Here is a 14,805-nt window from a genome sequence, read left to right as displayed (position 1 = left end):
GCGTCGGGCTGAAAGGGTCTGTCGTGCAGGCAGCAGACAATACAGGTGAAAAAATGTCGGAAACAAAAAACAGTTATCAGGCGTTGGGCGCGAAACGCGATCGCGGCGATGGCGTGGTGAAGGTCACAGGCAAGGCCGCTTACGCCTATGAACATCAGCCAGAGAACGCGGCGTATGGCGTGGTGATCCAGTCCACGGTACCCAGCGGACGCATTGTGCGGATGGAGACGGAGAAAGCGCGTCAGGCGCCAGGCGTGATTGAGGTTTATACCCATCTCAACAGCCTGAAGATCAACAAGCCCACCGCGATTGCTGACGGCGGCGCGGCGCAGTCAACCTATACGCCGATTCAGGATGACAAGATCATTCACAACGGTCAGAACATCGGCCTGGTGGTGGCGGAAACCTTTGAACAGGCGACGCATGCCGCCAGCCTGGTCGAGGTGGAGTATGAAACCACGCCCGCGCTGATTTATCCCGACGATCCCGCCGCGAAACGCAAAGAGAATGAATCTTCTAATATCGATCTCGGCAATGCGCAGCAGGCGATGGCGCAGGCGGAGGTGAAGATCAAAAGTCACTACACGACTCCGCGCGAATACAATATGCCAATGGAGCTGCACGCCTGCATCGCCTCCTGGCAGGATGGCAAAATGACGGTGTGGGAGCCGAGCCAGTGGGTGATGGGCGCCCAGCAGGAGATTTCTGAATGGCTCGGCATCGATAAGCGCCAGGTCCATATTATCTCCCCCTACGTGGGCGGCGGATTCGGCTCCAAGCCGGTGCCCTACACCCATGTGGCGCTCGCCTGCGTCGCCTCCCGCGCCCTGAATCGTCCGGTGAAGGTGGAATTAACCCGTCCGCAAACCTTTACCGGCCTGGGTGGCCGCCCCGCGACGATGCAAACCCTGGAGATGGGCGCATCGCGCGACGGCAAAATCCTCGCCATTCAGCATGAAGGCCTGAGCGACACCTCGCTTATTGACACCTTCGCTGAAGCGACCAACAAGGTCACGGCGCGCCTCTACGCGGTGCCCAACGTCTATTCCCGTCACTATGTTGCCGCGATCAATACCGTGACGCCGGGCTGGATGCGTGCGCCGGGCGAAAACCCGAGCGCTTTCGGCCTGGAAGTGGCAATGGATGAGATGGCCTATGCGCTGAATATCGATCCGCTGGCGTTCCGTCTGCGCAACTGGGCCGATCACGATTATCAGAAGGATAAACCCTGGAGCACGCGCCGTCTGAAAGAGGCGTATGCCGCTGCCGCCGAGGCCTTTGGCTGGGAGAAACGCAGCATGGCGCCGCGATCGATGCGTGAAGGACGCGAACTGATTGGCTGGGGTATGGCCACCGCCACCTATCCGGTCAGCAACCAGCCCGCCGAAGCGAAACTGATTTTCCATAGCGATGGCAGCCTGGTGGTGCAGAGCGCCGGGGCGGATATCGGCACCGGCACCTATACCATTCTGGCGCAGACCGCTGCCGAAGTGTTGCAGATCCCGTCAGAAAGCATCCGCGTGGAGCTGGGCGATACCTCACTACCGCGTGCCGGCGTGGCGGGCGGCTCGCAGCTGGCGGGCAACCTTACCGCCGCGGTGAACCGCACCGCTGAGGCGATGCGCAGCAAACTGGTTGCGCTGGCGGTCGCCCATCCCAAATCGCCGCTGTTTCAGCTGGATAAGCAGCAGGTGGTGGTGCAGGATGGCGCGGTACGCACCGCGCTGCGCCCCGGCAAAGCGATCGACTTTGCCGGGCTGATGAAACTGCACGACGCGCCGACGCTGGAAGTGATTTCCGGCACCTTCAACGAAGGATTGTCACAGGCCGATCGCGACGAAGCGGTGCACTCTATGGAGAGCATGTCGCGGCCAGAAGCCGTGTCGGCGCACAGCTGGGGCGCACAGTTTGTCGAGGTGCGCGTGGATGAGGATTTCGGCACCGTGCGGGTAAAACGTCTGGTTTCCGCCTTCGACAGCGGCCGCCTCTATAATCCCAAGCTGGCGCGCAGCCAGTGGATCGGCGGCATGGTGATGGGGCTGGGACAGGCGCTGCTGGAGGGTGGCCATATCGACCCGCGCAACGCGCGCATCGTCAACAACAACCTGGCGGACTATCTGGTGGCGGTGAATGCCGACGTGCCGGAAGTGATTGCGATTGATGTGGGCGAGCCTGACTATCACGCCACCCTGATGGGCGGCAAGGCGGTCGGCGAGCTGGGGATTGTGGGTATGGCGGCGGCGATCAGCAACGCCGTGTTCCATGCCACCGGCAAGCGCATTCGCGACCTGCCGATTTCGCTGGATAAGCTTATCGACTGACGGCTGGCGGCGGCATTATGCCGCCGCTTCTCCGCTACGTAACGCGCGATTTTTATGGCGCACAATATCGGCCATTACCGCCAGCGCAATTTCCGCCGGGGTTTTGCTGCCGATATCCAGTCCCACCGGCGCATGAATCCGCGCCAGCTCCTGTTCCGTTAATCCGCCCACTTTCGCCAGTCGCGCCAGACGATTTTCGCTGTTGCGCTGCGAACCCATCACGCCCAGATAGAAGGCATCGGTGTTTACCGCCTCCATCATGGTGAGATCGTCCATGCGTGGATCGTGTGTCAGCGCCACAATGGCGGTATGCGCATGGCAGCCGTGGCGCTCCAGATAGCGCGCAGGAAATTGCGTTTCCAGCAGGCTCTGCGCGGGCAGCCGGTCACGAAAGTTTTCCAGCATCTCCTCGCGGCTTTCGCAAATAATGGTCTCGAAGCCGAGGGAGACGGCAAATTCCACGCAGTAGATCGCCACCGGCGACAGCCCGGCGACAATCAGTCGCGGCGCGGCGGCGATGGTCAGCAGAATTCTGTCGCCGTCGCGCTCTACCACCGTGCTGCTGCGCCAGTCGATAGTCTCCAGCGCCTCGCAGCGCTGCGGCGGCCTTACCACTTTACGCAGCGCCAGATGACCGCTCAGCGCCTGTTGCAGCTGCGCCAGCCGCGCCGCGTTTTGCGCGTCGGGCTGAAGATATTCAATCAGGATGTCGAGCACGCCGCCGCACGGCAAGGTGCGATCCGGCGTCAGACCGCCATCGCCGTAGCGCACCACCTGACTTTCGGCGCGGAAATCGCCGTCGCGGATGCGGGCGATAAAATCTTCTTCAATGCAGCCGCCGGACAGCGATCCGCAAAACTGGCCCGCGCCGTTAATCGCCATCAGCGTGCCCGGCGGGCGCGGCGAGGAGCCAAAGGTATTGAGCACGGTACAGAGCCAGACCGGCTGCGTCTGGATCCATTGCTGGCTCTGGTCGATAACCTGAAGATCGAGATGCTGCATCAGGAGGCTCCGTTTGCGGTTAAAGGCAGGTCAATGTCGACTATCACCCCGGCGTCGTCGCAAGGAACAGGATAAGGGGGAAATTGTTGCAGCACGCGGCGCGCGCCCTGCTCCTGCGAAAGCTGGAGCAGCGCGTCACGCGTGCTGTGAGCGAAACCCACCGGATGGCCGGGCTGGCCGCGCCAGAAAGGTCGGGCGCTATGATACTGCTGCAGCGCCTGCGCCACGCGCAGAATGATTTCCGGCGACACCCGGGGCATGTCCGCCAGCAGCACGATCCAGCCGTGCCAGTCGTCACGCAGACGCACGCCAGCCGCCAGGGTTTCTCCCAGCGACTGCGACGCCACCTGCACACAGGGCACCTTCAACTGCTGGCAGGTTTGCTGAATAAAGCTGTATTCGGGACGGGTGATGACCTGAACCGGCAGGCCGCTCTGCATAGCGTGAGTCAGGCTTTGCTGAAACAGCGTCATCCCGCCCTCCAGCCGCTGCGCAAGCTTATTGCCCTGCCCGCCTGCGGCGCGATAACGTCGGCCAAAGCCTGCGGCGGCCAGCAAAATACCTGTTGTGGTCATTTAACGTCTTTTCCGTTTTTCTGCACGTGTTTTGAAAGAATAGCGGAGAAGCACAACAAACAGATTGCCCGTTTTTCCCTGTTACTTGCCTGAAACTGCAATTTTTCGTCGCTGCCGGGCGATCAGGGCGCAACGTAGATGTCGCGCAGCCCCGGCACGGTTTGCAGCTTCTCCCGCCACCACATCGCCGCGTTCCCCGTGGCGTTTTCATTCCAGGCGAGATATGCCAGATCGCGCCGACACTCGCTGTCAAGCTGGCGCTCCACCAGGGTGCCGTCGGCCAGACAGGGCGCGGCCAGATAACGCGGCAGATAGCCGCAGCCCAGCCCGGCGAGCTGCGCCTGGAGCTTGGCGTGAAAGTCATACACGCTCAGCGTTTTCTGTTCATCCAGCACGCGCAGATCGATGCCGACGCCGTGACGCGACGAATCATGCACCGTGACGGCGCGATACTGGCGGATCTGTTCACGCAACAGCGGCTCCGGCAGAGAGGCCAGCGGATGATGCGGCGCGATGGCAAAGACATACTCCAGCCAGCCAAGCGGCAGGCAGCCCACGCCTTTACGCGTCGCCGGCTCCTGCACGGCACCAAACAGGATATCCGCCTCGCCATACATCAGCGCTTCCCAGCAGCCCGCCAGCACATCGTGACGGAACTGCAGCTGAGTATGCTGATGGTGCTGATAAAATTCATCCACCAGCGGCGTCAGCAGCGCAAAAGGCACCGAAGCGTCCACGCTGATGATCAGGGTGCTCTCCCAGCCGCTCTCTACGTAGCGCGCCTGCTGCTCCAGATCGTTGACCGCGCGCAGCAGCGCACGCCCCTTCTCCAGCATCAGCCGACCGGTTGGGGTAAAAGTAGCGCGATGACCGGAGCGATCCAGCAACGTGATCTTCATGTCGCTTTCCATTTTCTGCACCGTGTAGCTGAGCGCAGAGGCGGTTTTAAACAGCCGCGCCGCCGCTGCCGCAAAGGTGCCGTGACGGTCAAGCGCATCGAGAATCAGCAGCGCCTCCAGATTTAATCGCATCGTTTACCCCTCGGCAAAATTTGTTAAACAACAACCCAAAAATATTCCGCTAACAATAAATATTCTCATTCCGTATGTTCTATTCATCAACGCAACGCCTGTAAATCATTTTTAACCGAAACAGTTACGGGCTAGCACGTTCTATCTATCCGCAGGAGAGCGCCATGAACTACCCGCAGCAGGCGAATCACGTCACGCTGGTGATCACCCACAGCGTGCAGCCCGGAAAACAGGCTGCTTATGAGGCCTGGCTGGAGACCATCATGCCGCAGGCGGCCAGCTTTCCCGGCCACCTCGGGGTAAACGTGCTGCGTCCGGTTCATGGCGATAACGCCTACACCGTACTGATTCGCTTTACCAGCCTCGACAGTCTGTTCAACTGGATTCAGTCCGACGCACGCAAGGCGCTGGTGAAAACCCTGCCGGAGATGCTCGCCACGCCAGAGCATATCGAGGTTCGTCCCGGCGCCGCCTTCTGGTTTACGCCGGTTAGCAAAACGCGGCCAGGCCCTGCGCGCTGGAAGCAATTCGTGTTGACCCTGGCAGTTATTTTTCCCTCGACGCTGCTGATCCCCTGGCTTAGCGGCATGTTGCTGCCTGCCAGTCGCGGCACGCTGTGGGGCCATTTTCTCAATGATGCCTGTGTGGTGGCGACGGTGGTCTGGCTCTGGATGCCGGTGCTGACGCGCTTGCTCAAAAACTGGCTGATCCCGCGTGAATAAAGCGCTGGCCACAGAGCATTTTCGTTTTGTCGCTCATCTGCCCGGCCTGTGTCGGGTACTTTTTTCGAGCCAGCTTCCGGGTGCTTTTTAACGAAAGTAAATTCTACGAATAATATGCGTACGCGCTTCCAGCCAATCCATTACAGGTTTATTTAACTCTTTCTTTTAACTGATATTATCTTCCTGCTTTATTACGTAGTTTAATTACTCAACATCACGCAACGCTGCTGGAGGCATGGCATGACTCTTTCCATTCAACAGGTCCGCTTTGACGAAGCGCATTTAATCGTAGAGTTCAGTGATAAACGCATCCTGAGCGTACCGCTAAGCTGGTTTCCCCGCTTGCAACAGGCCGCGCCCGCGCAGCGGCAATGTTACGAGCTGAGCCCGGCGGGCATTCATTGGGATGCGCTGGATGAAGATATTTCAGTTAAAGGTTTATTGAAAGGAGATGGCGCCCGCAGCATTCATCCCTGGCGCGTCGCCTGAATTAACCTGTACTGCACTGCCTGCCAAACGCTCGCTTATGGCTGATGCCCCGCCATCCGATCCGTTAAAGAAAGGGCTTAACCCAGCGCCACGCCGCGCTTGCCGCTTCTTTTGATGCGGTACATCGCTTCATCGGCGCGCATCAGCGCGGTGGTGAAATCGTCATTTCCCACCGCTTCCGCAACGCCGATCGACGCGCCGATATTGGCGCTGCCGTTATCCAGCTCAAACGGCTGAAGCGCCGCGTTCAGGCAGGCGTGCGCTATTCGTGACACCAGCGGATGCGTCAGTGCAAAGGGCAGCAGCAGAACAAACTCATCTCCGCCCAGTCTGCCAATCGTCATATCAGGCGGACAGGCGTCGCGCATGCGCTGGCTGAGCTGAATCAGCACTTCATCGCCGCTGCGGTGGCCGAGCGTATCGTTGACGTTTTTGAAGTTATCGAGATCGATAAAGGCGACGCAGAGCCGGCCCTGCTTTTTCAGCAGGGAAAACTGCTCCTGCAAGGCGTGACGATTGGTTAAGCCGGTAAGCGGATCGTGAAGCGCCAGTAGCGCAAGCTGGGCTTCATACTGTTTCTCTTTGGTCATGTCGATATGGGTGCCGGTGACTTTTAATGGCCGCCCCTCGTCATCCCACTCGGTGATGCGCCCACGATCCAGTACCCAGGTGATTTTGTCGTTTTTTCCCACCATTCGGTGCAGCGCTTCATAATAAGGCGCTTTGCCTTCGATGTGATCGAAAAAAGCCTTCAGCACATAATCCGCGTCGTCGGGATGCAGGCACTCACGCCAGGCATCAAACTGGGCTCTGGTCTCCTTCGGCTGGAAACCCAGCATCGCGCCCCAGCGACGGTTGAAAATCACCAGTTTGCCGCTCGGTACGTCCAGTTGCCACAGGCAGAGGCCCGTGCCGTCCAGCGCTGCGCTCAGCTTGTTGCGCGCGTCATGCGCGATGCGCTTCAGCCGGGCATTATGCTTTTTCAGATTCTGAATCTGCTGTTTCAGCGCTTCTTCCGACATGGCAACTTTACATAAGGAAATAAGGCTTATTGTGCCTGCTACAGGAAAGTTGTAAATACAACAGCAGAAAAAGCGATGACAAACGCTTAATTGGTGAGAAAACGGGATTTTTGGCGGATAAGCACATCAGGGTTGGCAGATAGATGAGTTTCACTTCATGCCGCTTCAGCGCAGCCGTAGCGATCGCAGCGCAGCAGACCAGGAATCGTCCCCACACCTTGTGCAGCGACACTTCTGCTGCGCCTGGAGATGCTGCGTCAGGCCGCAGTGGTTACAGGCATATAGCCCGTCAGCCTGCACTTGCGTAAAGTCTTCACGATGGGCAGGCGGCAGCACGGAAAGCCCCGGTCGCACTTCATCGTTGTCATAAAAGTAGAGACTGACATCACCGATCAGTTCCAGGATGGCGAGCCTGACCTGTCCCAGATGTTCAACCCCCTGCTGGCGCAATTCCATAAAAAACTCATCTTCCGAGATGTTCAGCCGGTTGAGGCTGTCAATTTCATACAGTCCATCTTTGATAAGAGTAACCACATCTCCCTCGATCAAGCGGGAAAAACGCGGACTGCGCGCGGTAAGCCAGGTGGTAAGGCGATAAAGAACCAGCAGCACCACAAAGACCATGGTGACAGGCAGGATCGGCACATCATCATAAAAGGTCACGTCGCCCGAGGCTGAGCCGAGCGTCAGGATAATCACCAGTTCAAACAGGGAGAGCTGCCGGATACCGCGTCGACCCGATATTTTCAGAAAGGTAAACACGATGATATAGGCAAAAATCACCCGGAAAGCGACTTCGACCAGGAAGGTGATGGAAAGGTCGTTAAGTAAAAAGCGATGCCAGTCAAATGAAGTCATAAGCGAACAGCCGCGAAGATCCTTATCGGGAAAATGACGATGGCTGCCACTGTTATTATGCAGAATCGCGGCGCGCCATCCCTTGTTATCATTGCAATAACTGTAGTTCAGCGGCGAGCAAAGCGGCAACATTCGCTTTTCTTTCAGCGATCTGGGTCACCTCGCGGGGATGTTTTCAGGCGCCCAAAAGCAAAAACCCAGCCATAAGGCTGGGTTCTTTAATATGGTGCCCGAACTCGGAATCGAACCAAGGACACGGGGATTTTCAATCCCCTGCTCTACCGACTGAGCTATTCGGGCAACGGGGCGCATTAAACCCTAATGGCCGATTTGCGTCAAACGCTTTTCTGCGAAGTTAAATTCGATTGCCGTCTTTTGCAGCAACCCGCAAATCCGTCTGATAAAAAACAGCCAAAACGCAATCAGATATGCTGAAGTTCTGCCCATCTTTGCCGATAACCGATTATGACTAATCATACTCATAATAAGGTTAACCATGTTTACAACTATTTCATCAGGAATTAAATCGCGCCTCGCTTTTCAGAAGCGCACCTATTCTTCCGCCACGCTCAGTTCGCTGAAGGGATCCATGGCCATGGTCGAATTTTCGCCCGACGGTACGGTTCTCACCGCTAACGCCTTGTTTCTGGAAAGTATGGGTTACCAGCAAGAGGAAGTTATCGGCCAGCACCACAGCCTGTTCTGTACCGCCGATCTGATCGCCTCGCAGGCTTACGGCGATTTCTGGTTGCGTCTGAATCGTGGCGAGAGTTTTAGCGATAAATTTCTGCGCCTGGCTAAAAACAGTCGCCCTGTCTGGCTGGAAGCGAATTACGTGCCGATTGTCGACCGTGGCGGGCGCGTTATTAAAATCGTCAAGCTGGCGACGGACATCACCGCACACATTATTGATGCCCAGGAGCAGCGCGCCATCACCACCGCCATTGAGCGCTCCATGGCGGTTATCGCTTTCAACCTCAAGGGCGAAGTGCTGAAGGCCAATGAAAATTTTTTAAAAACCATGGGCTATCGCGAGCAGGAGGTTATTGGCCAGCATCACAGCTTGTTCTGCTCGCCTGAACTGCGTGCCAGCGCGGAATATCGCGACTTCTGGAAAAAGCTGAATCATGGCGACTTTATTTCCGGTCAATTTGCGCGTGTGGATAAGCAAGGCCGCACCCTATGGCTACGCGCCACCTATAATCCGGTATTTGATGATGACGGTCGCCTTTATAAAGTGGTGAAGTTCGCCACCAACGTCACGGCGCAGGTAGAGAAAAACCAGCTGGAACGCAACGCGGCGCAACAGGCTTATCACACTGCACTGCACACCAGCGAAAGTACGCGTATCGGCGCCAGCGTGATTGAGAACAGCGTGCAGACCATCAATGCCCTGGCGGGCGAACTGCACACCATTTCAGGCGATATTTCCGAACTGAGCGCGCAGAGCGGTCGCATTGGTTATATCGTAGAAAGCATTCGCAGCATTGCCAACCAGACAAATCTGCTGGCGCTCAACGCCGCCATTGAAGCAGCGCGCGCCGGAGCGCACGGACGCAGCTTTGCGGTGGTCGCCAACGAAGTGCGCACCCTGGCGGCCAATATCAATCGCGCCACCAGCGAGATTGAAAACCATGTAGAGCAGAACCATCAGCTGGCGGAAAAAGCGTTGAAGGGGATTGAGTCGAACCTGATTCGCGCCGATCGCAGCGTGGTGCTGGCGCAGGAGGCGGGCGGCGTGATCGCTGAAATCCGCGACAGCTCTTCGCAAGTGGTACGCGCCATCGGCCACGTCACGCAGACGCTGAGCAAAGGGTAATCTGCCGGGGCCAGCCCTGCTGGCTGGCCCTTTCTCCGCCATGAGTTTTCGTTAAATCACGATCTTTCACTGATCTTCCCCGCTTCGCTTGTTTGCCATAAAACTGTCATATCCGCCACTTAATCTGAGAATATTCTTAATCAGCCATGAGCAGCCCTTATGCAGCTGCCCGACTCTCTCGCTGGCATTACCTCGCCATCGAGCCGTTATAGCGCGCGTTCGCTTTGCATCAACGTGCCGTTTGTCACGCCAGCAGCAGATAACCTGGCGGTAATGACGCTGTTTACCGATCATAAAGATCTGATCGGTCTGCCGGTCGTGGAAGATGACCGCCCCTTCGGTATGATCAACCGCCATATTTTCCTTTCGCAGATGGCCCGGCCCTTTTTCCGTGAGCTTTACGATCGCAAAAGCTGCATCGCGTTTATGGATAAGTATCCGCTGGTTATCGAGGCGGACAGCTCGCTGGAGAGCGTGGCGCAGCAGGTGGTCGCTACCGGCGATAAGTCAGTTACCGACGGCTTTATCCTTACCGACGCGGGACGCTATATCGGCATCGGGTTAGGGATCGATCTGATCCGCACCGTGTCGGATCTGCAAACCCAGCAGCATCAGCAGATTTTACAGAGCATTGATTATGCGCGCGTGATTCAGGACGCGATGCTCGATCGCTCCCATCAGCTGATGGCGCGCGATCTGCACGACTGGTGTCTGAACTGGCAGCCGCGCGACGGCGTAGGCGGCGACTATTATGCCTTTCACCGCCATGCTCACGGCTGGCTGGCGCTGATCGCCGACTGTACCGGCCACGGCATCCCTGGCGCCTTTATGACGGTGATTTTGCAGTCGGCGCTGGAAAATGCGCTCAAGCTCGCCGATGTGCAGGCCCCCGCCGCCATTTTGCAGGCGATCAACCAACAGATTAAACAGACGCTGGGCCAGCTTAACGCTTCGCAGCAAACTTCCCTTTCCAATGACGGCTGCGATGCCATCGTGCTCTCGGTAGACAGCGAACAGCATCAGCTGCGCTGGGCCAGCGCGCGCGTGCAGGCTTTTATGCTGGCGCGCCACAGCGCAGAGACCATGGCGCTGGCGGGCGATCGCGTGGGCGTTGGCTATACCGATACGCCGGAAGATTACCAGTGGCATGAGCATCAGCTGCCGCTCAGCCAGGGTGATATGCTGTTTATTCTCACCGACGGCGTGACCGATCAGCCCGGCGGCGAACGCAACATTATGTTTGGTAAAAAGCGCATCCAGGCGCTGTTGACCCGCTATCAGGATCTGCCGATGCCCGCGCTCTCCGAGGCGTTCCGGCAGGACTATCTCAACTGGCAAGGCAATCAGGCACGGCGCGATGACGTTACCTGGTTTGGCTTCCGTTACTGATTGAGTCGAGTACAGGATGAATCACAGATCGCTGCTTAATGCGCCATTGTGCGCCATGCCGCAGGGCACGGTCGCGCTCCACTACACCGGTTTTTTTTCGCCGCAGAACATTACGGCGATGGGTGAAGTGGTGAAGCTTTATCTGGAAACGCACGAAGCCTCGCAGAAGGTGCGCCGCAGGCTCTTTTCCAGCTTCGTGGAAATTGTGCAAAATATTCTGCGCTATTCGCAGGACAGCCGCGCCCTCAGCCAGGATGAGAAAGATTACCGGTTTGGCTCGGTCTGTTTCCGTTATGACGAAGGAAAATATTATCTGGAAAGCAGCAATCTGGTCTGCACCGCAGCCTCTGATCAGCTGCGCGAAAATCTGGAGTCGCTGCGCGTCATGTCAGCGGACGAAATCAAACAGGCTTACCGCAGCGGCCTGCGCGCCGAAAGTCCCGCCTGGAGCAAAGGGGCGAATATCGGCCTGCTGACCCTGGCGCGCGACGTGAGCGAACCGCTGGAATATCACCTTTATCCGCTGGAAGCCAGCGATTACTCAGCCTTCTGGCTTAAGGCGACTATCTGCCATGACTGAAACTATCCCTATGCAACCCATTCAACTCGCCGCCACCGACTGCACGCCACATGTCGATTTTAACTTTGCAACGCAGCGTTTTACGCTGAAAGGCGAATCCTGGCCGGAAAACGCCGCAGCCTTTTACCGCCCGCTGATGAGCGCGCTGGAAAACTGGGCGATAAACGGCGAAGCGCGCCTGGTGGTGGATATCACCCTTAGCTACTTCAACAGTTCCAGCACCAAAATGCTGTTTGGCCTGCTTGAACGCTTCAACCAGCTGGCGCAGCGCGGCTGTGCCGTGGAACTGAACTGGTATTACGACGCGGAAGATGATGTTTCCGAAGAGTTCGGCCAGGAGCTGGCACTCGACTTCACCGCGCTTGACGTTCAGCTGCATGCGGAAGTGAACCAATGATCGACCTCGACGATCTGTTTCGCGAAGAGACGCGAGTCGCGAATGAAGCCAATGAAGTGGCGGCGCAAACCGCGCTGAGCGCTGAGGCTTATCGGGAGACGTTGCAAAGACTAAACCGGCACTATCAGCGTCTGATGCGCGAAACCTGGCGCCTGATTTCCCGCAGCGATCGCGCCGAACGCGAGCTTAACCGTGTTAATGAGCAGCTGAACCGGCTGGCCTCCGAGCTGGAGTATAAAGCGACGCACGATCCGCTCACCGCGATCTGGAACCGCAGCGCCATTATTCACCGTATTACGCAGACGCTGCAAAACGGCCCGGCGGCGTTGATCATTCTCGACATCGATCATTTCAAGAAGATCAACGACGATCACGGTCATCCTGTTGGCGATAAGGTGATTTGCGAGCTGGTGTCGCGTATCCAGAAAAACCTTCCCGACTTCGCCAGCCTCGGTCGCGTCGGCGGCGAAGAGTTCACCATTCTGCTGCCTGACCTGTTTATGGCCGACGCGGTGAAGGTAGCGGGCACCATTCATGCTTCGCTCAACGCCGCACCGCTGGCCTCCCTGCCCGGTCGGCTGGTCACCGCCAGCCTGGGCGTGAGCTGGGGCAAGCAGGGCAGCGACTTCGAAACCCTTTACAGCACCGCCGACGCTGCGCTCTATGATGCCAAACATCATGGGCGCAACCGGGTGTTCTTCCGCTAAGGCTGCTGTACCGTCTCCATTGGCGCCGCAGAGGGCGGCGGCAGGAAGATATGGTCGAGAATATTGCGCATCAGCGGCGCCGCTGTCACTCCCTCGTTGCCGCCATTCTCCAGAATCAGCGCCACCGCTACCTTCGGGTTATTGAAAGGGGCAAAGGCGGTATAGAAGATGTGGTCGCGCAGGCGCACCGGGATCATCTTCGCGTTATAGGTCTGGTTCTGCTTCAGGCTGAACACCTGCGAAGTGCCGCTCTTGGCCGCGATGCCGTAAGGCGCAGTGTGAAAATATTTATAGCCGGTGCCGTTGGGCGCATTGGCCATGCCGAACATGGCGCGGCGCACCAGAGTCCAGTAAGGTGATTTCGCGTCGCCAACCTGCGCCTGGGGCAGCGTCGGACGATATTCCTCGCTCCACTTGCCGCGCTGCGCTTTGTAGAACAGGTGAGGCTTGATCACGCGCCCGTTGTTCAGCAGCGTCACCAGCGCCTTGACCATCTGAATCGGGGTGGCGATCCAGTAGCCCTGACCAATGCCAACCGAAATGGTATCGCCCTGATACCAGGTTTTTTTATGCACTTTCTGTTTCCATTCCCGGCTAGGCAGTAAGCCGCTGTACTCTTCGTTAAGATCGATGCCGGTCTGCTTGCCATAGCCAAACTGGCTCAGCATCTGATGAATACGATCGATCCCCATCATAAACGCCACCTGATAGAAAAAGGTGTCAGCCGATTCCTCGATCGCTTTGGTCACGTCCAGCATACCGTGACCCGTTTTTTTCCAGTCGCGGTAGCGTCGTTCAGTGCCGGGCAGCGTCCAGGTCGGCGCGCCGAAAAAGGTGGTCTGCGGCGTGATCACGCCGGTCAGCAGCGCCGACATCGCCATATAGGGTTTTACGGTAGAGGCGGGCGGATAGAGTCCCTGCGTCACGCGGTTGATCAGCGGCAGATTTTTATCTTCGAGCAGCGCTTTATAGGCCGGATAGCTGATTCCTTTCACAAAAGGATTGGGATCGTAGCTGGGGCTGGAGACCATCGCCAGCACCGCGCCGTCATGCGGATCCTCAATCAGCACCGCCGCGCGCTGCCCCACCAGCTGGCTTTCCACGTACTGTTGCAGATGGAGATCCAGCGTCAGGTAAATATTTTTACCCGCTACCGGCGGCACCTCTTTCAGCACGCGGATAATGCGGCCATGGTTGTCGACTTCCACTTCCTGGTAGCCGGTTTTGCCGTGCAGCAGCGACTCGTAATACCCCTCAATGCCCTGCTTGCCGATATTATGATCCGCCGCGTAGTTTTCGGCCGTGCCCGCTTCGTTCAGGCGCTTGTAATCGTTGTCATTTATTTTTGAGACATAGCCGACCACATGCGCCAGATCGGCGCCATAGGGGTACTGGCGATCCTGGTAAGTGTCTACGGTCACGCCGGTAAATTTGTATTGGTTCACCGAAAAGCGCGCCACCTGCTCATCGGTCAGCTCCTCTTTCAACACCAGCGGCTTGTAACGGCTGCTCTGCTTGAGCAGCCGCTGAAAATCGGCGATCTCTTCAGGCGTCAGATCCACAATCGGCGTCAGCGCTTTCAGCGTCGCCTGCATATCTTCAACCTTGTAAGGAGTGAGCAAAATGTCATACCAGGTCAGATTACGCACCAGCGGAATACCGTTACGGTCATAAATCAGTCCGCGCGTCGGCGCGATGGGGATCATTTTGATGTCGTTCTGGTTGGAGCGCGTCTGATAATAACCATGTTCGCGCACCTGCAGGCGCCAGAGATTGAACGCCAGGATAGCAAAGCAGACCACGACCAGGGCAAAGGCTATCGCCGCACGGCGAATAAACAGTTTTTCTTCAGCTTCGAAATTACGAAAATTCATCAGGAGACATTAGTTGGAC

The 14,805-nt window shown here is 57.5% G+C and carries 14 protein-coding genes and 1 tRNA gene; 8 read left to right on the top strand and 7 right to left on the bottom strand.

Annotated elements, in window-relative coordinates; translation table 11 throughout:
* Positions 1–53: 53 nt before the first annotated feature.
* Positions 54–2,321: a xanthine dehydrogenase family protein molybdopterin-binding subunit gene (locus ABU178_RS14860; protein ID WP_397216262.1), complete on the top strand. Its 2,268-nt coding sequence runs from the start codon at positions 54–56 to the stop codon at positions 2,319–2,321.
* A 15-nt stretch (positions 2,322–2,336) separates the two neighbouring features.
* Here ABU178_RS14860 and ABU178_RS14855 read toward each other — a convergent pair whose 3' ends face one another.
* The 3 genes from ABU178_RS14855 to ABU178_RS14845 form a co-directional block, all read right to left on the bottom strand.
* Positions 2,337–3,323: an XdhC family protein gene (locus tag ABU178_RS14855; protein ID WP_397216260.1), complete on the bottom strand. Its 987-nt coding sequence runs from the start codon at positions 3,321–3,323 to the stop codon at positions 2,337–2,339.
* Positions 3,323–3,898: a nucleotidyltransferase family protein gene (locus ABU178_RS14850; RefSeq protein WP_397216258.1), complete on the bottom strand. Its 576-nt coding sequence runs from the start codon at positions 3,896–3,898 to the stop codon at positions 3,323–3,325. Before ABU178_RS14850 ends, ABU178_RS14855 begins: the two co-directional genes overlap by 1 nt.
* Before the next feature lie 122 nt (positions 3,899–4,020).
* Entirely contained in the window at positions 4,021–4,929 is a 909-nt protein-coding gene (locus ABU178_RS14845) for a LysR family transcriptional regulator (protein ID WP_397216257.1), read from the bottom strand.
* Positions 4,930–5,093: 164 nt separating this feature from the next.
* Here ABU178_RS14845 and ABU178_RS14840 point away from each other — a divergent pair, with 164 nt between their 5' ends.
* Both ABU178_RS14840 and ABU178_RS14835 read left to right on the top strand, forming a co-directional pair.
* On the top strand, positions 5,094–5,651 hold the full coding sequence (locus ABU178_RS14840; protein ID WP_397216255.1) for an antibiotic biosynthesis monooxygenase: 558 nt from the start codon (positions 5,094–5,096) through the stop codon (positions 5,649–5,651).
* 240 nt (positions 5,652–5,891) lie between these two features.
* A complete protein-coding gene (locus ABU178_RS14835; RefSeq protein ID WP_397216253.1) occupies positions 5,892–6,140 on the top strand; it encodes a DUF2442 domain-containing protein in 249 nt (82 codons plus the stop codon).
* Positions 6,141–6,217: 77 nt separating this feature from the next.
* Here the strand turns inward: ABU178_RS14835 and ABU178_RS14830 are convergent, their stop codons facing one another.
* From ABU178_RS14830 to ABU178_RS14820, 3 genes are all read right to left on the bottom strand, one after another.
* A complete protein-coding gene (locus ABU178_RS14830) occupies positions 6,218–7,162 on the bottom strand; it encodes a diguanylate cyclase domain-containing protein (protein WP_397216251.1) in 945 nt (314 codons plus the stop codon).
* Positions 7,163–7,327: 165 nt separating this feature from the next.
* Complete coding sequence (locus tag ABU178_RS14825) at positions 7,328–8,020, bottom strand: DUF421 domain-containing protein (protein ID WP_397216679.1); 693 nt, start codon at positions 8,018–8,020, stop codon at positions 7,328–7,330.
* A 224-nt stretch (positions 8,021–8,244) separates the two neighbouring features.
* Positions 8,245–8,320 (bottom strand) — tRNA-Phe (locus ABU178_RS14820).
* Positions 8,321–8,516: 196 nt separating this feature from the next.
* Between ABU178_RS14820 and ABU178_RS14815 the strand changes: the two genes are divergently transcribed.
* From ABU178_RS14815 to ABU178_RS14795, 5 genes are all read left to right on the top strand, one after another.
* Positions 8,517–9,839 carry a methyl-accepting chemotaxis protein gene (locus ABU178_RS14815; RefSeq protein WP_397216249.1) on the top strand — a complete coding sequence of 441 codons (1,323 nt, stop codon included), beginning with the start codon at positions 8,517–8,519 and terminating at the stop codon, positions 9,837–9,839.
* A 159-nt stretch (positions 9,840–9,998) separates the two neighbouring features.
* The gene (locus ABU178_RS14810) at positions 9,999–11,228 is read left to right on the top strand and encodes a SpoIIE family protein phosphatase (RefSeq protein ID WP_397216247.1); all 1,230 of its coding nucleotides are present in this window, start codon (positions 9,999–10,001) and stop codon (positions 11,226–11,228) included.
* Between the two features lie 16 nt (positions 11,229–11,244).
* On the top strand, positions 11,245–11,808 hold the full coding sequence (locus tag ABU178_RS14805) for a SiaB family protein kinase (RefSeq protein ID WP_397216245.1): 564 nt from the start codon (positions 11,245–11,247) through the stop codon (positions 11,806–11,808).
* The gene (locus tag ABU178_RS14800; protein ID WP_397216243.1) at positions 11,801–12,205 is read left to right on the top strand and encodes a DUF1987 domain-containing protein; all 405 of its coding nucleotides are present in this window, start codon (positions 11,801–11,803) and stop codon (positions 12,203–12,205) included. Before ABU178_RS14805 ends, ABU178_RS14800 begins: the two co-directional genes overlap by 8 nt.
* Positions 12,202–12,912: a GGDEF domain-containing protein gene (locus ABU178_RS14795; protein ID WP_397216242.1), complete on the top strand. Its 711-nt coding sequence runs from the start codon at positions 12,202–12,204 to the stop codon at positions 12,910–12,912. The genes ABU178_RS14800 and ABU178_RS14795 overlap by 4 nt, the downstream gene beginning before the upstream one ends.
* Here ABU178_RS14795 and mrdA read toward each other — a convergent pair.
* On the bottom strand, positions 12,909–14,786 hold the full coding sequence (gene mrdA, locus ABU178_RS14790; protein WP_397216241.1) for a penicillin-binding protein 2: 1,878 nt from the start codon (positions 14,784–14,786) through the stop codon (positions 12,909–12,911). The genes ABU178_RS14795 and mrdA overlap by 4 nt on opposite strands.
* Between the last annotated feature and the right edge of the window lie 19 nt (positions 14,787–14,805).

This window comes from Pantoea osteomyelitidis (assembly GCF_044342975.1).
GTDB classification, from domain to species: domain Bacteria; phylum Pseudomonadota; class Gammaproteobacteria; order Enterobacterales; family Enterobacteriaceae; genus Pantoea; species Pantoea osteomyelitidis.
This window is presented reverse-complemented; position numbering and strand designations above follow the sequence as displayed.